Source organism: Aeromonas sp. CU5 (genome assembly GCF_002586745.1).
Classification (GTDB): Bacteria; Pseudomonadota; Gammaproteobacteria; order Enterobacterales; family Aeromonadaceae; genus Aeromonas; species Aeromonas sobria.
Window position 1 is genome coordinate 26,523 of record NZ_CP023817.1, and the last position, 22,207, is coordinate 48,729.

The window sequence follows — 22,207 nt, forward strand, 5'->3', positions numbered from 1 at the left end:
CTTCCGGGCGGTTTCGGTCTGGAAGTAGTGGAATAGGTCGGCGAGTAAGCTCGCCGGACTGGTTAAATCGCGATCATGGCTGTCTATTGCAGCCATGGTTTTTGTCGTGGGTCTGTTGTGCTAGAATGTGCGCACTTTTGACTCCGGCTCTTTTGATTGCACAGATACAGGATTTCCAATGAAAGTTATCGAAGGAAATATCGCCGCTCCTGAGGCGCGCGTTGCTATTGTTGTTGCCCGTTTCAACAGCTTCATCAACGACAGTCTGGTGAACGGTGCGGTGGACGTACTGAAGCGTCAAGGTCAAGTGCAGGACAGCAACCTGACACTGGTAAAAGTGCCGGGCGCGATGGAAATGCCATTGGTCATCAAAAAGTTGGCCAAGAGTGGTCAATACGACGCCATCGTGGCGGTCGGTACTGTCATCCGTGGCGGCACTTACCACTTCGACCTGGTGGCAAACGAGAACAGCAAGGGCATGGCTCAGGTAATGATGGAGTATGAAATTCCCGTTGCCTTCGGCGTGCTGACCACTGAAAACATTGAACAAGCCATCGAGCGTGCAGGTACCAAGGCGGGTAACAAGGGTGCAGAGGCTGCACTGGCAGCGCTCGAAATGATCAACGTCCTGAAAGAACTGGACGTGTAACGAGGAGAAGTACATTGAAACCGTCCGAGCGCCGTAAAGCCCGCCATTGCGCCACCCAGGCCATCTACCAGTGGCAGATGACCAAGGCTAACGTGGGTGACATCGAAGAGCAGTTCAAGATCGATCAGGACACCAAGGGTGTAGACCTGAGCTATTTCCGCGATCTGCTGTTTGGGGTAGCCCTCCACTGCAACGAGCTGGATAAGGTATTTGCACCTTTCCTCTCCCGTCCGCTGGAAGAAGTGGACATGGTGGACAAGGCGATCCTGCGTCTGGCGACCTATGAGCTGACCCGTCGTGATGATGTGCCGCCCCGTGTGGTGATCAACGAAGCGATCGAGCTGGCCAAAGCCTTTGCTGCCGATGACAGCCACAAGTTTGTCAACGGTGTACTGGACAAAGTGATCAAGACGCTGAGCAAGCGTTGATCCTGCTGTCCGTCAGCATTAAGAGAGGAGCCAGCCTAACCGCTGGCTTTTTACTGTATGGGTGAATTTGAGCTGATTGATAAGTACTTCAAGGTTCCCCACGCCCGCAAGGACGTGGTGATGGGCCCTGGAGATGACTGTGCCTTGCTGACCCTGCCTCCCGATACCCAGCTGGCAGTGAGCACCGACACCCTGGTGAGCGGTGTACACTTCTTTCCCGACATGGATCCGGTGGATCTCGGCTACAAGGCGCTGGCGGTCAATCTCTCCGATCTCGCCGCCATGGGGGCCGAGCCACGCTGGGTGTCGCTGGCGTTGACCTTGCCCGCTATCAACGAGAGTTGGGTTGCTGGCTTTGCCGAAGGGTTCCTCGAACTGGCCGAGTACTACAACGTGGCGCTGGTGGGGGGTGATATGACCCGCGGGCCGCTCTCCATCACCATCTCGGTCAAGGGATCTGTGCCTGCCGGTCGTGCCCTGCTGCGCAGCGGTGCCAAAGCTGGTGATGGCATCTATGTGACCGGTACTCTGGGGGATGCGGCGCTGGCGCTCTCCCACCTGCTTGGCAAACGCACCCTCAACGAGAACCAGCTGGCTGCGGTATTGCCCAGACTCGAGCATCCTCATCCCCGCATTCTGGCCGGACAGGCCCTGCGCGGGCTGGCGGGCAGTGCGCTGGATCTCTCCGATGGTCTGGCATCGGATCTTCGTCATATTCTCAAGGCCTCCGGCGTGCGGGCCCAGATCGATCTCGATCTGCTGCCGCTCTCGCCAGTGCTGCGCGATGCGGTGAGCGATCAGGCGGCGTGGCAACTGGCGCTGGCCGGTGGCGATGACTACGAGCTCTGCTTCACCGTGCCGCAGGAACATCACGGTGCGCTGGATACAGCGCTGGCCCACAGCGGGGTCAAGTTCACCCGCATCGGTCGCATCCTGGCGGGTGAGCCGGGTATCGATTATCTGCGTGGCGAACAAGTGGTGGAGCTGCAATTGAAAGGGTGGGATCACTTCGCATGAGCTTTTTTATGATAAAGCCCGAGTTGAAACGACTGAACCTGAAGAACCCGCTCCACTTGCTGGCGGTGGGGTTTGGCTCCGGCCTCTCCCCCAAGGCGCCCGGCACCATGGGCACGCTGGTGGCCATTCCGCTCTATCTGCTGGTGAGCGGTCTGCCGACCCATTGGTTTATCGCCTTGCTGGCGGTGGGGTTTGTGGTGGGGATCCGCATCTGCCAGAGCGCCACCGATGCCATCGGCATGGCAGATCATGGCGCCATCGTCTGGGATGAGGTGATCGGTTTTGGCGTCACCATGATTGCCGCTCCGGCTGGCTGGGAGTGGGTGTTGGCCGGCTTCGTGCTGTTCCGCCTGTTCGATGTGCTCAAACCCTGGCCCATCTGCTGGTTTGACCGCCGGATCCACGGCGGCCTCGGCATTATGCTGGACGATTTGATCGCCGCGTTGTTTGCCCTGTTTTGTATGCAATTGCTGGCGTTCTGGCTCGGCTAAATGTTGCCTTCCAGGGGATGACCGTTCTGGCATCCCCCGATTTATATCTGCTTAATTTTCATTCACCGGCATATGCTGCCGTTTATCATCCATTTCACATAAATATTCACTACTCATTCGGGACCTGCACTCGCGTTTTAAATAGTGATAAATGCTACTTGTTGCGTTGTTGTTGAAATTAAAGTAATGATACCAATAGGTATACGGACGGACAGGCCATTTTTGTGATGATTGTCATCATTTGTTGCTATTGAACGGGTGGTTATCTGCACAAAACATTGCGGGATTGTATAACGCAAGCATTTACACCCGAGGTTAAACCGTCTAAGTTACTCGCGGGTTATTCCAAAAAAATGCAAAAAACCCGCCCGGATCGCTGGTTTCGCTGCCTCATGGATTGAGCAAATATTGCCCAAGGTAACAACCGGCATCTGCGGCTGATTTACGGACGAATTATTTGGGACGGATGTCCCCCGCAGAGGTAAACATGTCCTTGCTCGAAGTGAAAAACTTGCGGATCGAGTACCCCTCCCGCTACGGGGTGCTGGCCGCGGTGAAGGATCTCTCTTTCTCCATCGAAAAGGGTGAGATTGTCGGGGTAGTCGGAGAATCCGGCGCCGGCAAGTCCACCATCGGCAACGCCGTCATCGATCTGCTCAGTCCCCCCGGGCACATTGCCCGTGGCGATATCTACCTCAATGGCGAGCTCATCTCCGGCAAGAGCCAGAACGAGATGCGGGCCATTCGTGGCTCCCGCATCGGATTTATCTTTCAAGATCCCATGACCTCCCTCAACCCGCTGTTTACCGTTGAACAGCAGTTGGTGGAGACCATGCTGGCCAATACCAAGCTCTCCCGCGAAGCGGCCTTTGCCAAGGCACTGGAGCTGATGGGGGCGGTGGGGATCCCGCAGCCGGAACTGCGCATCAAGCAGTTCCCGCACCAGTTCTCCGGTGGTATGCGCCAGCGGGTGGTCATCGCCATAGCCCTGTCGTGCGATCCTGAGTTGATCATCGCTGACGAGCCGACCACGGCCCTCGATGTCTCCATTCAGGATCAGATCCTCCAGCTTATCCGCAACCTCTGCAAAGAGCGTCAGGTGGGCTGCATGCTGGTGACCCACGACATGGGGGTTGTCTCCAACGTTACCGATAAGGTGGCGGTGATGTATCGCGGCGATCTGGTGGAGTTCGGCCTGACCGAACAGGTGTTGGGCAGCCCCAATCACCCCTACACCCGCAGCCTCATCTCGGCGGTGCCGCGCTCCGACGTCAAGCTGGTGCGCTTCCCGCTGGTCTCTTATATCGAGGATGCCAGTGCGCCGGATACCAATATCGACCTCAAGACCCACTGGCTCGGCCAGAGTCAGGATGAGCGCGCCTATGAAGGGGCGCTGCTGCGGGTGGAAAACGTCGATCTGAAGTTCGTCACCAAGGACTCCATCTTCCCGAGCCGCCGTCAGTATGTGCGCGCCTGCAACAACATCAGCTTCGAGATCTTCGAAGGGGAGACCTTCGGTCTGGTGGGGGAATCGGGCTCCGGCAAATCGACCATTGCCCGCGCCATCACCGGCCTTTATCCGCCTGATACCGGCCAGATTTTCTTTGAGGGGATCGACTTGACCGCCCTCAAAAGCGAGCGCGAGCGTCGCCCGCTGCGCCGCCAGATGCAGATGGTGTTCCAGAACCCCTATTCGTCAATGAACCCGCGGATGAAGGTGCGCGACATCATTGCCGAGCCGATCCGCTTCCACAAATTGGCCCGCAGCGAGAGCCAGATTGAGGGGATCGTCAATGATCTGCTCGATCATGTCGGGCTTGGCCGTGGTGCCGGGGTTAAGTATCCCCACGAGTTCTCCGGCGGTCAGCGCCAGCGCATATCCATTGCCCGCGCCCTGGCCACTCGCCCGCGCTTCCTCATCTGCGATGAGCCGACTTCGGCGCTGGATGTGTCGGTGCAGGCCCAGATCCTCAACCTGCTTAAAGATCTGCAGCAGGAGCTCAAGCTCACCATGCTGTTCATCAGCCACGATCTGCCGGTGATCCGCCAGATGTGCGATCGCATCGGGGTGATGCAGCACGGTCATCTGGTGGAAGTGGCCGCCACCGAGAAACTCTTTACCAATGCCGAGCATGAGTACAGCCGCAAGCTGATCTCCCTCATGCCTGCATTTAAAGGCATGTCCCGTGAGGGGCTGGAAATCGCCAGCTAGTAACGCGCCGGTTCGCCGGATGGTGAGTGAAGTACCTTGTCATTTAATAAAAAAGCCAAAAGCATGGAGAAAACGATGAAGAAAGGATTATCCAAAATTGCCCTGGCGCTGTTTGCCGCCGGTTTCGCCTTCAGTGTCTCAGCCGCTGATATCAAGGTCGGTGTCGCCTCTGACGCTACTTCGCTGGATCCGCAGGAGCAGCTCTCCGGTCAGACTCTGGAGATGTCTCATCTGGTATTCGATCCTCTGATGCGTTACACCCAGGACCTGAAATTCGAGCCCCGTCTGGCCGAGAAGTTTGAGCGTATCGATGACAAGACCGTCCGCTTCCACCTGCGCAAAGGGGTCAAGTTCCACTCCGGTAACGACTTCACCGCCGACGATGTGGTGTGGACCGTCAATCGCCTGAAATCTTCCGTCGACTTCAAGGCGATCTTCGATCCTATTGCCGAAGTGAAGAAGGTCGATGACTACACCGTCGATCTGATCACCGCCAAGCCGTTCCCGCTGGTGCTGCAGACCGTCACCTACATCTTCCCGATGGACTCCAAGTTCTACACCGGCAAGACCGAAGCAGGCAAAGACAAGGCCGAGATCGTCAAGAATGGCGACTCCTATGCTTCAACCAACGTATCTGGTACTGGTCCGTTTATCGTCAAGTTCCGCGAGCAGGGTGTGAAGCTGGACTATGTCCGCAACGCCAACTACTGGGACAAGGCCTCCAAGGGTAACGTCGAGAACCTGACCGTGGTGCCGATCAAGGAAGATGCGACCCGTGTTGCAGCCCTGCTGGGTGGCGACGTGGACATGATCTATCCGGTCGCGCCCAACGATCTGGAGCGAGTCAAGAATGGCAAGGATTCCCAGCTGGTGACCCTGTCCGGTACCCGCGCCATCATCATCGAGCTGAACCAGAACACCAACCCGGCGCTGAAAGACAAGCGGGTGCGTCAGGCGATCAACTACGCCATCAACCAGGTGGGTATCGTCGAGAAGATCAACAAGGGCTTCGGCACTCCCGCAGGTCAGCTGAGCCCGAAAGGCTATGCCGGCCACAACGAGGCGCTGGTGCCCCAGTATGATCTGGCCAAGGCCAAGGAGCTGATGAAAGAGGCCGGTTACGAGAAGGGCTTCAAGATGACTTTCATCTCCCCGGCGGCTCGCTACGTCAACGACGTCAAGATTGCCCAGGCGGTCTCGGCCATGCTGGCCAAGATCAACATCAAAGTGGATCTGAAGACCATGCCGGTGGCCCAGTACTGGCCGGAGTTTGACAAGTGCGCTGCGGACATGCAGCTGATCGGCTGGCACTCTGATACCGAAGATACTGCGAACTTCTTCGAGTTCCTGACTTTCACCAAGGATGCCAAGACCGGTATGGGTCAGTACAACTGCGCCGGTTATGCCAACGCCGAGGCTGACAAGCTGATCGAGCAGGCCAATGCCGAGACCGATCCGGCCAAGCGTGCCGAGATGCTGAAGAAGGTCGAAGCCATGGTGATCGAAGATGCTGCCTACGTGCCGTTGCACTGGGAAGATCTGGCCTATGGCGCCAAGAAGAATGTCGATATCAAGCCGGTGGTCAACGTGATGAACTTCCCTTACCTGGGTGACCTGGTGGTCGGCAAGTAAGCGAAGCACCAAGGAAGGACCGGGCGGGGTGGTCAGCTGGCCACTCCGCCCACTAACAGAAGCCTGTGCCAAGACACAGGCCACGTAGAAGGACAAGCATGTTTACATTCCTGCTGAAACGGTTCTATCAGGCCGTGATAGTGATGTTCGTCATCAGCCTGGTCGCCTTCTCCATCCAGGACAACCTGGGTGACCCGTTGCGCGAGATGGTGGGACAATCGGTCTCCGAAGCCCAGCGTCACGAGTTGCGTGAGAAGATGGGCCTCAATGATCCCTTCCTCATTAAATACAGCCGCTTTTTGAAAAATGCGGTGCATGGGGATTTGGGCACCTCCTATTTCTTCAAGCGACCTGCTCTCGAGGTGATCCTCGACAAGCTGGTGGCTACCCTTGAGCTGGTGTTTGCCGCTGCGCTGATCATAGTGGTGGTCTCTATTCCGCTCGGTGTTTACTCGGCGATCCACCCACGCAGCATTGCCACCAAGATCATCATGGCGGGGAGCAGTATCGGTATCTCGATCCCGGTGTTTTTGACCGCCATCATGTTGATGTATCTCTTCTCCATCCAGCTGGGCTGGCTGCCGGCCTATGGCCGCGGCGAGACCTATAACCTGCTGGGTTGGGAGTCGGGCTTCTTCACCTGGGATGGTATCAAGCACCTGATCCTGCCTGCGGTGTCGCTCTCCTCCATTATGCTGCCGCTGTTTATCCGGCTGGTGCGCTCCGAGATGCTGGAGCAGCTCTCCTCCGAGTACGTCAAGTTCGCCCGTGCCAAGGGACTGGACAACAACAAGGTCTATTACAGCCACGCCCTCAAAAACACCATGCTGCCGGTGATCACCGTCGGTGGGGTGCAGATCGGCACCATGGTGGCTTACACCATCCTGACCGAGAGCGTGTTCCAGTGGCCGGGGACCGGTTTCCTGTTCCTCGAGGCGATCCACCGGGTCGATACTCCGCTGATCACCGCCTACGTCATCTTCGTGGGGCTGATTTTCGTGGTGACCAACACCTTGGTCGACCTGCTCTACGGGTTTATCAACCCGACCGTCAACCTGACCGCCAAGGGGTAACAGATGACTAATGCTGTAACTACACGCCCAGGCCGTTGGGCGCGCTTCAAGAATGCTGACATCGTCTACTACTTCCTGCGGGACAAGGTAGCCATGTTCAGCTTTGCCATTTTCGTGCTGTTTGTGCTGGCGGCGCTGTTGGCGCCCTGGTTGGCACCGCACAACGTCTATGACCAGACCAGTTTTGATCTGATGGATGCTGAACTGCCACCCTCCTGGCTGGAAGGGGGCGATGCACGTTTCTGGCTCGGCACCGATAACCAGGGGCGCGATATCTGGAGCACCATCCTCTATGGTGCCCGTATTTCACTCTCCATCGGTCTGTTTGCGGTGGCGCTACAGCTGGTACTCGGTATCGTCATTGGTCTGATTGCCGGTTACTTCGGTGGTCGCATCGACAACTTGCTGATGCGCTTTGCCGACGTGCAGCTGTCGTTCTCCACCATGATGGTGGCGATCATCATCTCCGCCATCTTTCAGGCAACCTTTGGCTCCGAGTTCTACTCGAAGTTCGCCATCATGATGCTGGTGGTGATCATCGGTATCGCCGAGTGGCCGCAGTACGCCCGTACCGTGCGCGCCTCTGTGCTGGCGGAGAAGAAGAAGGAGTATGTGGAAGCAGCCAAAGTGATGGGATTCCGTGCCCCGCGCATTATGTTCCGCCACATTCTGCCCAACTGCCTGTCGCCCATTCTGGTGATCTCTACCGTGCAGGTGGCCAACGCCATCATGAGCGAGGCGGCACTCTCCTTCCTCGGTCTGGGGATGCCGGTAGACCAGCCGTCGCTGGGGTCGCTGATCAGCGTCGGCTTCAACTACATCTTCTCCGGCTCCTGGTGGATCACTGCCTTCCCGGGGATCTGTCTGGTGGTGCTGGTGCTGGTCATCAACCTACTGGGTGACTGGCTGCGGGATGTGTTTAACCCGAAGATTTACAAGGGTTAACACCGGTCAGAAGTGAAGATACAAGAAGGGCGCCATCAGGCGCCCTTCTATTATTTGCTCTTTAACTCGCAGCAGGTCAGGCTTGCAGCCAGGTTTCGATGCTGCGCTGGATGCCTGCATCGTCCAGACCAAGCAGGGCATAGATCTCCTGCTGGGTGCCCTGTTCCACGAAGCGATCCGGCAGGCCGAGGTTGAGCACCGGCTTGCACTGTTTATTGCGCATCAGCAGCTCGTTCACCGCCGAACCGGCACCGCCCATGATGGCGTTGTCTTCGAGAGTGACGAAGTGATCGTGGCTGGCCGCCAGTGAGAGCACCAGCGCCTCATCCATCGGTTTGACGAAGCGCATGTCCACCAGGGTGGCATCCAGTGCCTCGGCAGCTACTTTCGCAGCGTGCAGCAGGGTGCCAAAGGCCAGAATGGCAGTGCCCTTGCCCTCTCGCACTATGTGGCCTTTGCCGAGTTCCAGCGCCTGCATCTCTGACAAGACGGGCGCATCGCTCAGGCTGCTGCCGCGAGGGTAACGCACGGCGGCAGGGCCCTGATGGAGATAGCCGGTATAGAGCATCTGGCGGCATTCGTTCTCATCGGACGGCGTCATTACCACCATATTGGGCACGGTGCGCAGGAAGCTGATATCGAACGCCCCCTGATGGGTCGGGCCATCGGCGCCCACCAGACCGGCCCGATCGATGGCGAACAGTACCGGCAGATCTTGCAGCGCCACGTCGTGGATCACCTGATCGTAGGCGCGCTGCAGGAAGCTCGAATAGATGGCGACCACAGGTTTCTTGTCGGCGATGGCCAGACCGGCGGCGAAAGTGACCGCATGTTGCTCGGCAATGGCCACATCGAAGTAGCGATCCGGATACTGCTGGCTGAATTTCACCAGCCCTGAGCCTTCGCGCATGGCGGGGGTGATGCCGACCAGCTTCTCATCTTTGGCGGCCATGTCGCACAGCCACTGGCCAAAGATGGCGGAGAAAGTGGGTTTGGCACCGCTCGCCTTGGGCAGGGAGCACTCGTCCGGATTGAACTTGGGCACAGCATGATAACCGATGGGGTCTTTCTCGGCCGGCTCGTAACCCTTGCCCTTCTTGGTCTTGACGTGCAGCAGCTGCGGGCCCTTGAGGTTGCGCATGTTGCGCAGGGTCTCGACCAGCGCCTCGATATCGTGACCGTCGATGGGGCCGATATAGTTGAAGCCGAACTCCTCGAACAGAGTGCCGGGCACCACCATCCCCTTGAGGTGCTCTTCGGCCCGCTTGGCCAGCTCCTTGACCGGTGGCAGACCCGCTAACACCTTCTTGCCGCCTTCGCGGATGGTGGTGTAGAGCTTGCCGGACATGACCCGGGCCAGATGGTTGTTGAGCGCGCCGACGTTCTCGGAGATGGACATCTCGTTGTCGTTGAGGATCACCAGCATGTCCTTGTGCACATCGCCGGCGTGGTTGAGCGCTTCAAACGCCATCCCTGCAGTAATGGCACCATCCCCGATCACAGCAACCACCTTGCGACCCAGTCCTTCGCTCTCGGCGGCAACCGCCATGCCGAGGGCGGCACCGATAGAGGTGCTGGAGTGGCCGACGCTCAGTACGTCGTACTCGCTCTCGTCACGCCAGGGGAAGGGGTGCAGACCATCCTTCTGACGGATGGTGTGGATCCGGTCACGGCGTCCGGTCAGGATCTTGTGGGGATAGGCCTGATGGCCCACATCCCAGATCAACCGATCAAACGGCGTGTTATAGACGTAGTGCAGCGCCACTGTCAGTTCGACCGTGCCGAGACCGGAGGCAAAGTGTCCGCTGGAGCGGCTGACCGAACGCAGCAGATATTCGCGCAGCTCGTTGCACAGCACCGGCAGCCGATCTTTGGGCAAGGAACGCAGCTCGATTGGCGTGTCCGCCAGGGCCAGGTTGGGGAAATTGCTAATATCAACGCTCATATTGTTACTGTTATCCAGCGTTTAGTGGGTTCGCTCGATGATGTAATCGGCAAACGCTTCCAGAATGTCGGTATTGTAGGGCAAGGATTGCAGGGCTGTTAAGGCTTTGCCGTGCAGTTCGCGAGCCAGCTCACGGGCATTTTCAAGACCGAGCAGGGCCGGATAGGTACTTTTCTCCAGCGCCAGGTCAGAGCCTTGTGGCTTGCCGAGGGTGGCGGTATCACCTGTGATATCGAGGATGTCATCCTGCACCTGAAAGGCCAGCCCGATGGCCGCGGCGTAGCTATGCAGCGCGGCCAGGGTGGCATCATCCACATCGGCCTTACACAGGGCACCGAGCGCCACGGCGCACTCAATCAGCGCACCGGTCTTGTGGCGGTGCACCTGCTCCAGTTCGGCAAGCGAGATCTGGCGGCCTTCGGCCTGCAGATCCAGTGCCTGACCGCCACACATGCCGAGATAACCCGAAGCGCGGGCGAGGGTACTCAGCATCCGCACCCGGTTGGCCATCAGTGTATCTGGCATGGGGTGGTCGGCCAGAATGGAGAATGCGAGGGTCTGCAGCGCATCACCGGCCAGAATGGCGGTGCCTTCATCAAACGCCTTGTGGACGGTTGGCTGGCCGCGACGCAGGTCGTCGTCATCCATGGCGGGCAGATCATCGTGCAGCAGGGAGTAGGCGTGGATGCACTCCACGGCAGCGGCGGGGCCATCCAGCAGATCGCTCTTGACGCCCAGCATTTCGCCGACCGCGTAGACCAGAAACGGGCGTACCCGCTTGCCGCCCAGCAGCAGGCCGTAGCTCATGGCATCGCGCAGCCGTGGCGCCATGGCGGGCAAGGATTCAAGTTGTGCTGACAGACAGTCGTCAATACGCTGACGATGCAGACGGGAAAAATGGTCCAGCGCCACTCACTCCTCTCCTTGTTCTGGCTGGAAGGGGGCAAGCTTATCACTGCCATCGGCTTGGCTGAGCAGGATCTGGATCTTCTGTTCGGCCAGTTCCAGCTTCTGCTGACCGGCCCGCACCAGATGGACTCCTTGCTCGAACTGTTTGAGCGCCTCTTCCAGGGGTAGGGAACCTTGTTCCAGCTGATGAACGATGGTTTCCAGCTCTTCCAGAGTGGCATCAAAACTCAGACGGTCGATTTTTTTACTGGCCATGTCCATCCTCGGGGATTGAAAAAACGGCTTATATTAACATCGACCGTCCGCAGGGGGGAGGCAGAAAAGCACTGGCCCCTCAAACTCTCGATAAACTGGTCGATAATGAACCAGCATTCTCTGTGGGTTGAGGCTTGCCGCATGGGATGCAATAGCAGAAAATTCAACAGACTATAATAGCCATAAGAACGGGTGACAGGAGTAGGAACGTGGATCTAGGCAGTCTGATAGGGATAGTGCTGGGTTTCGGGGTGGTGGTTTACGGCATGCTGCTGGGCGGCCCCATGAGCATGTATGTGGATATGCCATCGGTCTATATCACCATTTTTGGTTCAATCTTCATCGCCATGATGAAGTTCAACATTGGCCAGTTCTTTATGGCATTCAAGGTTGGCGGCAAAGCCTTTATGTACAAGGGCGACAAGCTGGATGATTTAATTACCAAGGCGGTCGAACTGGCTGATGCTGCTCGCAAAGGGGGCTTTCTGGCGCTGGAAGCGGCTGAGATCCCCAACCCTTTCATGAAAAAAGGGATCGATATGCTGGTGGATGGCCACGATGCCGATGTGGTACGTGCCGTGATGGAAAAAGATATCGAGTTGACTGCCGAGCGTCATGTCACCGCCATCAAGGTTTTCCGTACCCTAGGGGATCTGGGCCCTGCCATGGGGATGATAGGTACCTTGGTCGGACTGGTGGCTATGCTGGCCAACATGAGTGACCCCAAGTCAATCGGCCCGGCGATGGCGGTTGCCTTGTTGACCACCCTTTATGGTGCGATTTTGGCAAACATGGTCGCGATTCCCATCGCGGACAAGCTGGAGCTGCGTAGCGGCGAGGAAAAACTGTGTCGAGCGTTGATTCTGGACGCCATTATGGGGATTCAGGATGGCCAGAACCCGCGGGTGATCCAGTCGATGTTGCAAAACTATCTGAATCAATCCAAACGTAATACCGGCACCGAGTAGGGGGCAGTATGTCCGATTGCAAATGTCCGCCGCCCGGCCTACCCGCGTACATGGGTACGTTTGCCGACTTGATGTCACTGTTGATGTGTTTCTTTGTGTTGTTGCTCTCTTTTGCCGAGATGGACGTCCAAAAATTCAAACAAATTGCGGGTTCCATGGAAAAAGCCTTCGGGGTGCAGAATATTCTCGAGGTAAAAGATATTCCCAAAGGTACCTCTGTGATTGCCCAGGAGTTTCGGCCTGGCCGGCCCGAGCCAACGCCGATTGATACTGTGATGCAGCAGACCATCGACATGACCCAGACCGAACTGGAATTTCTGCCCGGTGAGTCGGATCAGGCTGGTGGTCAGGACAAGAGTGATGGCAAACAGACAGGGGGGGACACGGCTCAGGATGCGCAAAAAGCACAGCAGCAGTCCAATACCTTGGCCAAAGCGCTCGCTGAACAGATGAAAGATCAGATTCAGGACGGAGCCATCGAGATCGAGGCGCTGGGCCAACAGATTATCATCCGGATCAGGGAAAAAGCGTCATTTCCTGCCGGATCCGCTTTTTTGCAACCCCAGTTCTGGCCGGTTATTCGCAAGGTTGCTGCGTTGCTCAAGGATGTACCGGGTGAAATAACCATTTCTGGTCACACCGATAACGTCGCGACCGAAGATGAGCTGTTCCAGTCCAACTGGGAGCTCTCCTCCCAGCGGGCGGTGGCGGTGGCGCATCAGATGGTCAAGGAGCCAGGTTTCGATGGTAAGCGGCTGGTGGTGCAGGGGATGGCAGATTCCCAGCCGCTGGTGCCCAACACCACACCCGAGAATCGTCGGATGAACCGTCGGGTAGAGATCTCTATCCTGCAGGGTAAACCGACCGTATCGGCGCCTATCTCGGTACCGGAAGGGAAGTAAGCATTGCCGATGCGGGACAACCAGGGCGGACTGGCTGCAGGGCGCTGACGTGGATTTTGTGTTGGCTTCATATTAAGATGCCTCATCCGAACCGATTGCTGCGGCTTCCTAGCAGATAGCCGCAGTGTCTATTTTCAAGCAACCCAGGTTTCGACTATGAATCATACTCCGATGACTGTTCGCGGCGCTGAGAAGCTGCGCGCAGAGCTCGACCATCTCAAGACCGAGCTTCGTCCCCAGATTATCGAAGCGATTGCCGATGCGCGTGAGCATGGCGATCTGAAAGAAAATGCCGAATACCACGCTGCCCGTGAGCAGCAGGGGTTCTGCGAAGGCCGCATCCAGGAGATTGAAGCCAAGCTCTCCAATGCTCAGGTGATCGATGTCACCAAGATCACCAATAATGGCCGTGTCATTTTTGGCGCGACCGTGACTCTGCTCAAGAGCGAGACAGAGGAAGAGGTTATCTACCGCATCGTGGGCGATGATGAGGCTGATATCAAACAGAACCTTATCTCTGTCAACTCGCCGATTGCCCGTGCGCTGATTGGCAAGGAAGTAGACGACGTAGCCATCGTCAAGACCCCTGCCGGTGATGTGGAATACGAAGTGCTGAACGTAGCTTACATTTAAGCGACGTCAGGTTATGACGAAACAGGGGGGCTGGTGCTCCCCTGTTGTATTTGGCTAAGGCTGAGATAATTGCTAGGGCAGATAAGCCTCGGTAAAGGTATTCTGATGGCGCTGGAACAGCCACTGACGTAGCCGTTCGATATCGCTTTCGCTCATCTGAAAGCTCAGTGCCCAGGTTGCATGGTTGGCATCAGATTTGATGCGTCGAACCAATCTGGCATCAAGGGGGAAACAAGCCTCTTGCGCGATGCAGAGTTCTCCACTGAGTGAGTCATCGGCTAGCATATCGGTTGGCAAGTTTTCGACAATGAGGCCGTTCAGTGAGAGGCTTAATACTTGAAATAGCCCTTTACTGCTGTGTAATTTGGCTTTTTGCTCGAGACGCCAGGCCCGTGGCCGGGTAAAGCCAAGCTCCCTGATCACTGGTGCAGCCAGACGTGGCTCGACAACACCCTCAGCGGCTTCGATAAAGGTAAGCGGAAAGCGTAACTGATGGCCTGCGAAGCGCGCTTCGAGTACCAGGTGTTCGGCTTTGTGCAGCAAGCCAAGCATGGGGGCATCAAGGTGTCCACTCAGGACATGGGTGTCCTGATTGCTCCCCAAGTCCCGCAGCATGGCCAGCTCATCTTCAGTGAGAATTTGATGGTGAGCCATAATGCGTATCCAAAAGTATTCATCGCAGGTTAAGGGCTTTGCGACTACTTTGGCAAGCGACTCGGGAAGAAGTGGAATAAGGAAAGAGCGATGCTCTTCCCTTTTACTTGCGGGGCAGCTGGATTTTTGGCTCGGTGGCTTGACGATAAATAGTCAGCACGTGGCCCATGCTTTGCACCTTGATTGCAGCGGTTTCACGGACGATTGCATCCATAACCAGTTGCTTCATCTCGCGATCTTCAGCGGCAACCTTAACCTTGATCAGCTCGTGATGGTTCAGTGCCAGATCGATTTCGGCCAGTACACCTTCGGTCAGACCATGCTGACCCAGCAGGACGACGGGTTTGAGGCTGTGAGCAAGGCCCTTGAGGTACTGTTTCTGTTTATTGTTGAGAATCATCGCAATTTCTTCATAAGTCAGGGTTGAAAGGGGCGTATTCTAACCCCACTTAGCCCTTAATACTAATAACCCTTGTGGTTTTTTAAAGTCGATTATCATGACCCAGAAAAAGCGTTCCCCCAGTTCTAGCCGCTGGTTAAAAGAACATTTCGACGATCAATACGTCAAAAAAGCTCAAAAATTGGGCCTGCGTTCCCGTGCTGTTTTCAAGATTGACGAGATTCAGGGCAAGGATCGCTTGCTCAAAAACGGCATGACAGTTGTGGATTTGGGGGCGGCTCCTGGTGGCTGGTCCCAGTTCGCGGTTGAACAGGTTGGTGACTCGGGTCGCGTCATCGCATGTGATATTTTGCCAATGGATCCCATTGCCGGTGTCGATTTCCTGCAAGGGGACTTTCGGGAGGATGCTGTGCTGAGTGCCTTGCTGGGAAGAGTCGGTCCCGATAAGGTCGATGTTGTGATGTCTGATATGGCACCTAACATGAGCGGTACCCAGCAGGTGGATCAGGCGCGCGCCATGTATCTTGTCGAGCTGGCACTGGACATGTGTAATCAGGTATTACGCAGTGACGGCAGTTTCGTAGTGAAGGTGTTCCAGGGGGAGGGGTTTGATACCTATCTCAATGAAATACGTAAACTTTTTTCAGCTGTTAAAATTCGTAAACCAGACTCATCCCGTGCCAGATCTCGGGAAGTCTACATTGTGGCTACCGGTTTTAAACTGTAGTACCCTACCCTTCATCGTTAACTGTCAGTCTGCGAGGTTACTGATTTGAGTGACATGGCGAAAAACTTAATCCTGTGGCTGGTCATCGCCGTCGTATTGATGTCGGTGTTCAATAGCTTCAGCCCCAGCGATACCACCAGTCGCCAGCTGGACTATTCCAGCTTCGTTAAAGAAGTGACCCAAGAGCAGATCCGTGAAGTGCGGATGGATGGTAAGGTCATTAATGGCGTCAAGCGCACTGGTGAAAAATTCACCACCATCATCCCAGCGCCGGATCCCCAGCTGCTCAATGACATGCTCAATCACAACGTTAAAGTGATGGGCGAGAAGCCGGAAGAGCCGTCTCTGTTGACCTCTATTTTCATCTCCTGGTTCCCGATGCTGTTGCTGATCGGTGTCTGGGTCTTCTTCATGCGTCAGATGCAGGGCGGCGGTGGCAAAGGTGCCATGTCGTTCGGCAAGAGCAAGGCTCGCCTGATGAGTGAAGATCAGATCAAGACCACCTTTGCCGATGTCGCTGGTTGCGATGAGGCCAAAGAGGAAGTGAAGGAGCTGGTCGACTATCTGCGTGATCCGAGCAAGTTCCAGAAACTGGGTGGCAAGATCCCGACTGGTGTGCTGCTGGTTGGCCCACCTGGTACCGGTAAGACCCTGCTGGCCAAGGCCATTGCTGGTGAAGCCAAGGTTCCGTTCTTTACTATCTCCGGTTCCGATTTCGTGGAGATGTTCGTTGGTGTCGGTGCCTCGCGGGTGCGTGACATGTTCGAGCAAGCCAAGAAGTCCTCCCCTTGCATCATCTTCATCGATGAAATTGATGCGGTAGGTCGTCAGCGTGGCGCGGGTCTGGGTGGTGGTCACGATGAACGTGAGCAGACTCTGAACCAGATGCTGGTTGAAATGGATGGTTTTGAAGGTAACGAAGGCGTCATTGTCATCGCTGCAACCAACCGTCCTGACGTACTGGATCCTGCATTGCTGCGTCCGGGTCGTTTCGACCGTCAGGTTGTGGTCGGTCTGCCGGATGTCCGTGGTCGTGAGCAGATCCTGAAAGTTCACATGCGCAAAGTTCCGTTGGCGGATGACGTCAATCCGGCGCTGATTGCTCGTGGTACCCCCGGTTTCTCCGGTGCTGACTTGGCCAACCTGGTCAACGAAGCAGCCCTCTTCTCTGCCCGTGAAAGCCGCCGTGTGGTTTCTATGGCCGAGTTCGAGAAGGCCAAGGACAAGATCATGATGGGCGCTGAACGTCGCTCCATGGTGATGAAAGAGTCCGAGAAGGAGATGACGGCATACCATGAAGCGGGTCACGCCATTATTGGTCGTGTGGTACCGGATCATGATCCTGTCTACAAGGTCTCAATCATTCCCCGTGGTCGTGCGCTGGGTGTCACCATGTATCTGCCGGAGCAGGATCGCTGGAGCCACTCCAAGCAGCATCTGGAGTCAATGATCTCCAGTCTGTATGGCGGTCGCTTGGCAGAAGAGCTGATCTACGGTGCTGAAAAGGTCTCGACCGGTGCGTCCAACGACATCGAGCGTGCGACTGACATCGCTCGCAAGATGGTGACCCAGTGGGGCATGTCCGAGCGTCTTGGTCCCATGCTCTATGCCGAAGAGGACGGTGAAGTGTTCCTCGGCCGCAGCATGGCCAAGGCCAAGCATATGTCTGACGATACCGCACGCGTCATTGATGCCGAGGTCAAGCTGGTGATTGATCGCAACTACGCCCGCTCCAAGCAAATCTTGCTGGATAACATGGACGTGTTGCACACCATGAAAGATGCGCTGATGAAGTACGAAACCATCGACGCCAAGCAGATCGATGATCTGATGGCGCGCCGCGAGGTCCGTGCTCCAAGCAACTGGCATGATGAGCATGGTGATACGCCGCAGGGTGGTTCTACTGTTGCTGCCGAGGCCAAGCCGGCCGATGAGGCTGCACCAGTGGCGGATGTCACTATCGACAAAGCCAACGACGCTCCGGCCAAATAATCGTGACTCTCCAAACCCCGGGTTTGCCCGGGGTTTTTCTTTATGCAAATGGACGCGAAGATGCAGTTAATCAGCAAGGGACTCAGCCTCTCTCTCGATCGCCCCCATGTGATGGGGATCCTCAACGTAACCCCTGACTCCTTCTCCGATGGTGGCAATTTCAATCAGATTGAACGGGCGATGGCCCATGCGCGTCAGATGGTCTCTGATGGTGCCACGCTGATCGATATAGGTGGCGAGTCCACTCGCCCCGGCGCGCCGGATGTGAGTGAGCAGGAGGAGCTCGACAGAGTCATTCCCGTAATCAAGCGAATAGCCGCAGAGCTGGAGGTGGTGATCTCTCTCGACACTTCCAAGGCGGGGGTGATGCGGGAAGGCTGCCAAGCGGGTGCCCATCTGATCAACGATGTGAGGGCGCTCCAAGAGGAGGGTGCACTGCAGGCTGCCGCCGAAGCCCGGGTACCGGTTTGTCTGATGCATATGCAGGGGCAACCGAGAACCATGCAGGTTGAGCCACACTATGACGATCTGCTGGGGGAGGTGCGTGGCTTTTTTGATGAGCGAATCACGGCTTGCATGGCTGCCGGTATTGCGCGTGAACAGCTGCTGCTGGATCCCGGCTACGGTTTCGGCAAGACCCTGGCGCACAACTACCAGCTACTGGCGGCCCAAAAGGAACTGCTCGATTATGGCTTGCCGCTCTTGGTGGGGATGTCGCGAAAGTCTATGATAGGCAACCTGCTGGGCCGTTCGGTTGACGAGCGCCTGGCGGGCAGTCTGGCATGCGCCCTCATCGGCATGCAGCATGGGGCTCGGATCATCAGGGTGCATGATGTACGGGAGACCATGGATGCACTGCGCGTCGGCTGGCAGGTAATGACGGGACAAGATTTTATTTCCAAATAATAAAGAGAACAGACAATGGCAAGAAAGTATTTCGGCACCGATGGCGTGCGTGGCAAGGTTGGCGAGTATCCGATCACCCCTGAATTCGTGATGAAGCTGGGTTGGGCGGCTGGCAAGGTGCTTTCCAAGAAAGGCACCAAGAAGGTGCTGATTGGCAAAGATACCCGCATATCCGGTTACATGCTGGAATCCGCACTGGAAGCGGGGCTTTCCGCCGCGGGTCTCAAGGCCATTCTGATGGGGCCCATGCCCACTCCGGCGGTTGCTTATCTGACGCGCACCTTCCGTGCCGAAGCCGGTATCGTCATCAGTGCCTCCCACAACCCCTTCTATGACAACGGCATCAAGTTCTTCTCCGCCGATGGCACCAAGCTGCCCGATGATGTCGAGATGGCCATCGAGGCCGAACTTGACCACGAGCTCACTTGTGTCGAGTCTGCCCTGCTTGGTAAAGCGATGCGCATTGATGATGCGGCCGGTCGCTATATCGAATTTTGCAAGAGCACATTCCCATCTCATATGAACCTTGATGGTGTCAAGATGGTGGTTGATTGTGGTCATGGTGCCACTTATCACATCGCTCCGTCAGTTTTCCGCGAATTGGGCGCCGACGTGATCACCATGGGTTGTGCCCCGGATGGTCTCAATATTAACGATGGTGTCGGTTCTACCGCGCCTGAGGCGCTGGTTGCCAAGGTACTGGAGTGCAAGGCCGATCTGGGGGTTGCATTTGATGGTGACGGTGATCGCCTGATCATGGTTGACCATACCGGTTATCTCATCGACGGCGACGAAATCCTCTATATCATCGCCCGCGATGCCTTGCGCAATGGTCGCCTCAAGGGTGGCGTAGTCGGCACCTTGATGGCCAATATGGGTTTGGAGCTGGCTTTGCAGACCTTGGGTATTCCGTTTGCCCGTGCGCAGGTGGGTGACCGCTATGTGCTGGAGATGATGGAAGAGAAAGGCTGGCGTATCGGTGGTGAGAACTCAGGTCACATCATCTGCCTGGATCAAACCACCACAGGTGATGGCATCGTAGCCGCCTTGCAAGTGCTTACTGCCATGCGCAGTGCCGAGATGCCGCTGGCCAAGTTGCGCTCCGGTATGAGCAAGTTCCCGCAAGTGCTGGTGAATGTCCGCTTTGCCGAAGGCAATGATCCGTTGGCGGCTGATGCTGTTATGGAGGAGGTTGCCAAGGTAGAGCAGGAGTTGGCTGGTCGAGGTCGAGTCCTGTTGCGCAAATCCGGCACCGAGCCTCTTATCAGGGTGATGGTGGAAGGGGAGCATGAGCAGCAGGTACGTGACATGGCTCAGCGTATCGCACAACAGGTAAAGTCGGCGTTTTAATGAGCGCAAGGGGCGGCTTTTTAGCCGCCCTGGTTGTATCTTGTTCAAACGATTCAAAAAATTAAAAATAGCACTTGTCAGCTGAGCATCCTCTGGATATTATCAGCCCCGCTTTCGCAAGGGAGTTGCCGATGGGAAACCGCAAGCCGTTTGTAGCAGCCAATTGGAAGTTGCACGGTAGTAGGTCGCAGTTAGAGCAGTTTACGAGTCAGTGCCTGAAAGGTGTTGATGAAAGAGTAGATGTGGTTCTCTGTCCTTCCCATGTGCATCTCGACTTTACCGCTTCACTGCTCAATGAGCAGAAAGTAATAAGGTTGGGGGCTCAGAATGTGAGTCAGCACTATGCTGGCGCTTACACCGGAGAAATCTCGTGTCAGATGCTGGTCGAGGCAGGGTGTCGTTACGTATTGGTAGGGCACTCCGAGCGCAGGCGTCTCTTTGGTGAGACCAGTTTTATCGTCGCAGAGAAGTTTGCGGCAGCCAGAGCGGCAGGCTTGATTCCCATCCTCTGTTTAGGTGAGTCAGGTGCAGCAAGGCAAGCGAGAAGAGCCTTTGAGGTGATCGCTGAAGAACTGGATATCGTCATAGAGAAAAATGGCGCGATGGCTTTCGATAATGCTATCATCGCCTACGAGCCGATTTGGGCTGTAGGTACAGGTAAGTGCGCCACACCCGAGCAGGCACAAGAGGTTCATTCCTTTATACGCGGTCGCTTGGCGGAGGATACTCCGGTAATAGGTGAAAAAGTTAGAATCATCTATGGTGGGAGCGTAACGCCGACCAACGCGAGAGATTTGTTTGCCCAGCCCGACATTGATGGCGGTTTGATTGGTGGTGCAAGTCTTGATAGCGACACGTTTTTAGGAATTGTTGAAGCGGCAAAGGGTGCAAGTTAAATGTACGAGATTCTTTTAGTCGTTTATCTGTTGGTGTCACTGGCTCTGATTGGTCTGGTGATGATTCAGCAAGGTAAAGGGGCTGACATGGGCGCCTCCTTCGGCGCAGGGGCATCGAATACTGTATTCGGCTCCGGTGGTTCAGGTAGTTTCCTGACCCGAACAACAGCAATTTTGGCTACTCTGTTTTTCATTATCAGCTTGGTGCTTGGATCTCTGTCCACACACAAGGTAAAACAGGGTAGTGAGTGGGAAAATCTGCAACAAACCGAACAGGCTGAGCAGACTAAAGCGCCAGTAAACAAAGATACTGACGTTCCCCAGTAAGAGAGTTTTGCCGTGGTGGTGGAATTGGTAGACACGCTATCTTGAGGGGGTAGTGCTCTAGGGTGTGCGGGTTCGAGTCCCGCCCACGGCACCAATTAAGCAGTGAGCTCGGGCAACCGAGTATATTATAGTCAGTCTCGCTCTTGTACCAAGAAGATAGAGTGGCTATAATCTCGCACGATTCGGACGCGGGGTGGAGCAGCATGGTAGCTCGTCGGGCTCATAACCCGAAGGTCGTCGGTTCAAATCCGGCCCCCGCAACCAAATTTCACGCATTTCCTACGCTCAGGAAAGCGGTCGCTGCGAGGCGACAGTCAGGGTAAAGCGCCAAGCCCCGATTTGACATCGGGGCTTTTTGTTACGTGCGATTTACTCTGAATCGATATCTATCTGGGCTCTATGCCCTTTTTTTGTTTTTCGGAGGGTGACTTTGGCTACGTTGGAACAACGTTTGACCGATCTGCTCGAGGCTCCGGTCGTTGCCTTGGGTTTTGAACTTTGGGGTATTGAGTTTACCCGTGCGGGTAGCTACTCCACCTTGCGTGTCTACATCGATAGCGAGCAGGGTGTGACTGTCGAAAGCTGTGCAGCAGTCAGCCATCAGGTTGGCGCCATCATGGATGTCGAAGATCCCATTACCGAGGAGTATTACCTCGAGGTGTCCTCCCCGGGTCTGGATCGCCCCCTGTTCAAGGTTGCCCAATTCGAAAAATACGTTGGCCAAGAGGCGGCGGTTTCGCTTCGGATGGCAACAAATAACCGCCGCAAGTTCAAAGGCGTAATCAAAGCTGTGCAAGGCGACATGATCACCCTGACAGTAGATGGTAAGGACGACGTGTTGGCTTTCACCAATATCCAAAAAGCGAACATAGTGCCGAACTTTGGTTAACGAGGCT

General features: G+C 56.1%; 23 protein-coding genes and 2 tRNA genes. 20 read left to right on the forward strand and 5 right to left on the reverse strand.

What is annotated here, in order from left to right:
* Window positions 1-178: 178 nt before the first annotated feature.
* The 8 genes from ribE (at window position 179) to CK911_RS00185 (ending at window position 8,447) form a co-directional block, all read left to right on the forward strand.
* Entirely contained in the window at window positions 179-649 is a 471-nt protein-coding gene (gene ribE / locus CK911_RS00150) for a 6,7-dimethyl-8-ribityllumazine synthase (RefSeq protein ID WP_042018201.1), read from the forward strand.
* A gap of 14 nt (window positions 650-663) precedes the next feature.
* Window positions 664-1,077 carry a transcription antitermination factor NusB gene (gene nusB, locus CK911_RS00155; RefSeq protein WP_042018200.1) on the forward strand — a complete coding sequence of 138 codons (414 nt, stop codon included), beginning with the start codon at window positions 664-666 and terminating at the stop codon, window positions 1,075-1,077.
* A 57-nt stretch (window positions 1,078-1,134) separates the two neighbouring features.
* The gene (thiL, locus tag CK911_RS00160; RefSeq protein WP_042018199.1) at window positions 1,135-2,094 is read left to right on the forward strand and encodes a thiamine-phosphate kinase; all 960 of its coding nucleotides are present in this window, start codon (window positions 1,135-1,137) and stop codon (window positions 2,092-2,094) included.
* The gene (locus tag CK911_RS00165; protein WP_042018197.1) at window positions 2,091-2,585 is read left to right on the forward strand and encodes a phosphatidylglycerophosphatase A; all 495 of its coding nucleotides are present in this window, start codon (window positions 2,091-2,093) and stop codon (window positions 2,583-2,585) included. The genes thiL and CK911_RS00165 overlap by 4 nt, the downstream gene beginning before the upstream one ends.
* A gap of 487 nt (window positions 2,586-3,072) precedes the next feature.
* Window positions 3,073-4,797 (forward strand): ABC transporter ATP-binding protein, encoded by a 1,725-nt coding sequence (locus CK911_RS00170; RefSeq protein WP_098968582.1) that lies wholly within the window; start codon window positions 3,073-3,075, stop codon window positions 4,795-4,797.
* A gap of 75 nt (window positions 4,798-4,872) precedes the next feature.
* Entirely contained in the window at window positions 4,873-6,429 is a 1,557-nt protein-coding gene (locus tag CK911_RS00175; protein WP_098968583.1) for an ABC transporter substrate-binding protein, read from the forward strand.
* A 98-nt stretch (window positions 6,430-6,527) separates the two neighbouring features.
* On the forward strand, window positions 6,528-7,502 hold the full coding sequence (locus tag CK911_RS00180; RefSeq protein ID WP_042018193.1) for an ABC transporter permease: 975 nt from the start codon (window positions 6,528-6,530) through the stop codon (window positions 7,500-7,502).
* A 3-nt stretch (window positions 7,503-7,505) separates the two neighbouring features.
* Complete coding sequence (locus CK911_RS00185) at window positions 7,506-8,447, forward strand: ABC transporter permease (protein WP_042018191.1); 942 nt, start codon at window positions 7,506-7,508, stop codon at window positions 8,445-8,447.
* A gap of 76 nt (window positions 8,448-8,523) precedes the next feature.
* Here CK911_RS00185 and dxs read toward each other — a convergent pair whose 3' ends face one another.
* The 3 genes from dxs to xseB are packed head-to-tail and all read right to left on the reverse strand — an operon-like array spanning window position 8,524 to window position 11,556.
* Window positions 8,524-10,392: a 1-deoxy-D-xylulose-5-phosphate synthase gene (gene dxs / locus CK911_RS00190; protein ID WP_098968584.1), complete on the reverse strand. Its 1,869-nt coding sequence runs from the start codon at window positions 10,390-10,392 to the stop codon at window positions 8,524-8,526.
* 21 nt (window positions 10,393-10,413) lie between these two features.
* Window positions 10,414-11,304 carry a (2E,6E)-farnesyl diphosphate synthase gene (gene ispA / locus CK911_RS00195; protein ID WP_098968585.1) on the reverse strand — a complete coding sequence of 297 codons (891 nt, stop codon included), beginning with the start codon at window positions 11,302-11,304 and terminating at the stop codon, window positions 10,414-10,416.
* Complete coding sequence (gene xseB / locus CK911_RS00200; protein WP_042018186.1) at window positions 11,305-11,556, reverse strand: exodeoxyribonuclease VII small subunit; 252 nt, start codon at window positions 11,554-11,556, stop codon at window positions 11,305-11,307.
* 209 nt (window positions 11,557-11,765) lie between these two features.
* Here xseB and pomA point away from each other — a divergent pair, with 209 nt between their 5' ends.
* From pomA to greA, 3 genes are all read left to right on the forward strand, one after another.
* Entirely contained in the window at window positions 11,766-12,524 is a 759-nt protein-coding gene (gene pomA, locus CK911_RS00205; protein ID WP_042018184.1) for a flagellar motor protein PomA, read from the forward strand.
* A gap of 8 nt (window positions 12,525-12,532) precedes the next feature.
* A complete protein-coding gene (locus CK911_RS00210; protein WP_098968586.1) occupies window positions 12,533-13,426 on the forward strand; it encodes a flagellar motor protein MotB in 894 nt (297 codons plus the stop codon).
* 156 nt (window positions 13,427-13,582) lie between these two features.
* Entirely contained in the window at window positions 13,583-14,059 is a 477-nt protein-coding gene (gene greA, locus CK911_RS00215) for a transcription elongation factor GreA (RefSeq protein ID WP_098968587.1), read from the forward strand.
* Window positions 14,060-14,131: 72 nt separating this feature from the next.
* Here the strand turns inward: greA and CK911_RS00220 are convergent, their stop codons facing one another.
* Together CK911_RS00220 and yhbY are read right to left on the reverse strand one after the other, a co-directional pair.
* Complete coding sequence (locus CK911_RS00220; RefSeq protein ID WP_042018181.1) at window positions 14,132-14,713, reverse strand: hypothetical protein; 582 nt, start codon at window positions 14,711-14,713, stop codon at window positions 14,132-14,134.
* A 103-nt stretch (window positions 14,714-14,816) separates the two neighbouring features.
* Window positions 14,817-15,113 carry a ribosome assembly RNA-binding protein YhbY gene (gene yhbY, locus CK911_RS00225; RefSeq protein WP_042018180.1) on the reverse strand — a complete coding sequence of 99 codons (297 nt, stop codon included), beginning with the start codon at window positions 15,111-15,113 and terminating at the stop codon, window positions 14,817-14,819.
* Window positions 15,114-15,210: 97 nt separating this feature from the next.
* Here yhbY and rlmE point away from each other — a divergent pair, with 97 nt between their 5' ends.
* The 9 genes from rlmE (at window position 15,211) to rimP (ending at window position 22,200) form a co-directional block, all read left to right on the forward strand.
* On the forward strand, window positions 15,211-15,840 hold the full coding sequence (gene rlmE, locus CK911_RS00230; RefSeq protein WP_068977837.1) for a 23S rRNA (uridine(2552)-2'-O)-methyltransferase RlmE: 630 nt from the start codon (window positions 15,211-15,213) through the stop codon (window positions 15,838-15,840).
* Window positions 15,841-15,885: 45 nt separating this feature from the next.
* Window positions 15,886-17,832, forward strand: coding sequence for an ATP-dependent zinc metalloprotease FtsH (ftsH, locus tag CK911_RS00235; protein ID WP_042018176.1), 1,947 nt, complete (start codon window positions 15,886-15,888; stop codon window positions 17,830-17,832).
* A 60-nt stretch (window positions 17,833-17,892) separates the two neighbouring features.
* On the forward strand, window positions 17,893-18,738 hold the full coding sequence (gene folP, locus CK911_RS00240) for a dihydropteroate synthase (protein WP_098968588.1): 846 nt from the start codon (window positions 17,893-17,895) through the stop codon (window positions 18,736-18,738).
* A 15-nt stretch (window positions 18,739-18,753) separates the two neighbouring features.
* The gene (gene glmM / locus CK911_RS00245) at window positions 18,754-20,088 is read left to right on the forward strand and encodes a phosphoglucosamine mutase (RefSeq protein ID WP_042018173.1); all 1,335 of its coding nucleotides are present in this window, start codon (window positions 18,754-18,756) and stop codon (window positions 20,086-20,088) included.
* 131 nt (window positions 20,089-20,219) lie between these two features.
* On the forward strand, window positions 20,220-20,984 hold the full coding sequence (gene tpiA / locus CK911_RS00250) for a triose-phosphate isomerase (protein WP_098968589.1): 765 nt from the start codon (window positions 20,220-20,222) through the stop codon (window positions 20,982-20,984).
* The gene (gene secG, locus CK911_RS00255) at window positions 20,985-21,311 is read left to right on the forward strand and encodes a preprotein translocase subunit SecG (protein ID WP_042018170.1); all 327 of its coding nucleotides are present in this window, start codon (window positions 20,985-20,987) and stop codon (window positions 21,309-21,311) included.
* A gap of 9 nt (window positions 21,312-21,320) precedes the next feature.
* A tRNA-Leu gene (locus tag CK911_RS00260) sits at window positions 21,321-21,405 on the forward strand.
* Between the two features lie 93 nt (window positions 21,406-21,498).
* Window positions 21,499-21,575 (forward strand) — tRNA-Met (locus tag CK911_RS00265).
* A gap of 166 nt (window positions 21,576-21,741) precedes the next feature.
* Entirely contained in the window at window positions 21,742-22,200 is a 459-nt protein-coding gene (gene rimP, locus CK911_RS00270; RefSeq protein WP_042018169.1) for a ribosome maturation factor RimP, read from the forward strand.
* The last annotated feature ends 7 nt before the right edge of the window (window positions 22,201-22,207 follow it).

Coding starts and splice junctions, on each gene's coding strand:
- ribE (WP_042018201.1), top strand. CDS start 179: ATGAAAGTTATCGAAGGAAATATCGCCGCTCCTGAGGCGCGCGTTGCT.
- thiL (WP_042018199.1), top strand. CDS start 1,135: ATGGGTGAATTTGAGCTGATTGATAAGTACTTCAAGGTTCCCCACGCC.
- CK911_RS00165 (WP_042018197.1), top strand. CDS start 2,091: ATGAGCTTTTTTATGATAAAGCCCGAGTTGAAACGACTGAACCTGAAG.
- CK911_RS00170 (WP_098968582.1), top strand. CDS start 3,073: ATGTCCTTGCTCGAAGTGAAAAACTTGCGGATCGAGTACCCCTCCCGC.
- CK911_RS00175 (WP_098968583.1), top strand. CDS start 4,873: ATGAAGAAAGGATTATCCAAAATTGCCCTGGCGCTGTTTGCCGCCGGT.
- CK911_RS00180 (WP_042018193.1), top strand. CDS start 6,528: ATGTTTACATTCCTGCTGAAACGGTTCTATCAGGCCGTGATAGTGATG.
- CK911_RS00185 (WP_042018191.1), top strand. CDS start 7,506: ATGACTAATGCTGTAACTACACGCCCAGGCCGTTGGGCGCGCTTCAAG.
- dxs (WP_098968584.1), bottom strand. CDS start 10,392: ATGAGCGTTGATATTAGCAATTTCCCCAACCTGGCCCTGGCGGACACG.
- xseB (WP_042018186.1), bottom strand. CDS start 11,556: ATGGCCAGTAAAAAAATCGACCGTCTGAGTTTTGATGCCACTCTGGAA.
- CK911_RS00210 (WP_098968586.1), top strand. CDS start 12,533: ATGTCCGATTGCAAATGTCCGCCGCCCGGCCTACCCGCGTACATGGGT.
- greA (WP_098968587.1), top strand. CDS start 13,583: ATGAATCATACTCCGATGACTGTTCGCGGCGCTGAGAAGCTGCGCGCA.
- CK911_RS00220 (WP_042018181.1), bottom strand. CDS start 14,713: ATGGCTCACCATCAAATTCTCACTGAAGATGAGCTGGCCATGCTGCGG.
- yhbY (WP_042018180.1), bottom strand. CDS start 15,113: ATGATTCTCAACAATAAACAGAAACAGTACCTCAAGGGCCTTGCTCAC.
- rlmE (WP_068977837.1), top strand. CDS start 15,211: ATGACCCAGAAAAAGCGTTCCCCCAGTTCTAGCCGCTGGTTAAAAGAA.
- folP (WP_098968588.1), top strand. CDS start 17,893: ATGCAGTTAATCAGCAAGGGACTCAGCCTCTCTCTCGATCGCCCCCAT.
- glmM (WP_042018173.1), top strand. CDS start 18,754: ATGGCAAGAAAGTATTTCGGCACCGATGGCGTGCGTGGCAAGGTTGGC.
- tpiA (WP_098968589.1), top strand. CDS start 20,220: ATGGGAAACCGCAAGCCGTTTGTAGCAGCCAATTGGAAGTTGCACGGT.
- secG (WP_042018170.1), top strand. CDS start 20,985: ATGTACGAGATTCTTTTAGTCGTTTATCTGTTGGTGTCACTGGCTCTG.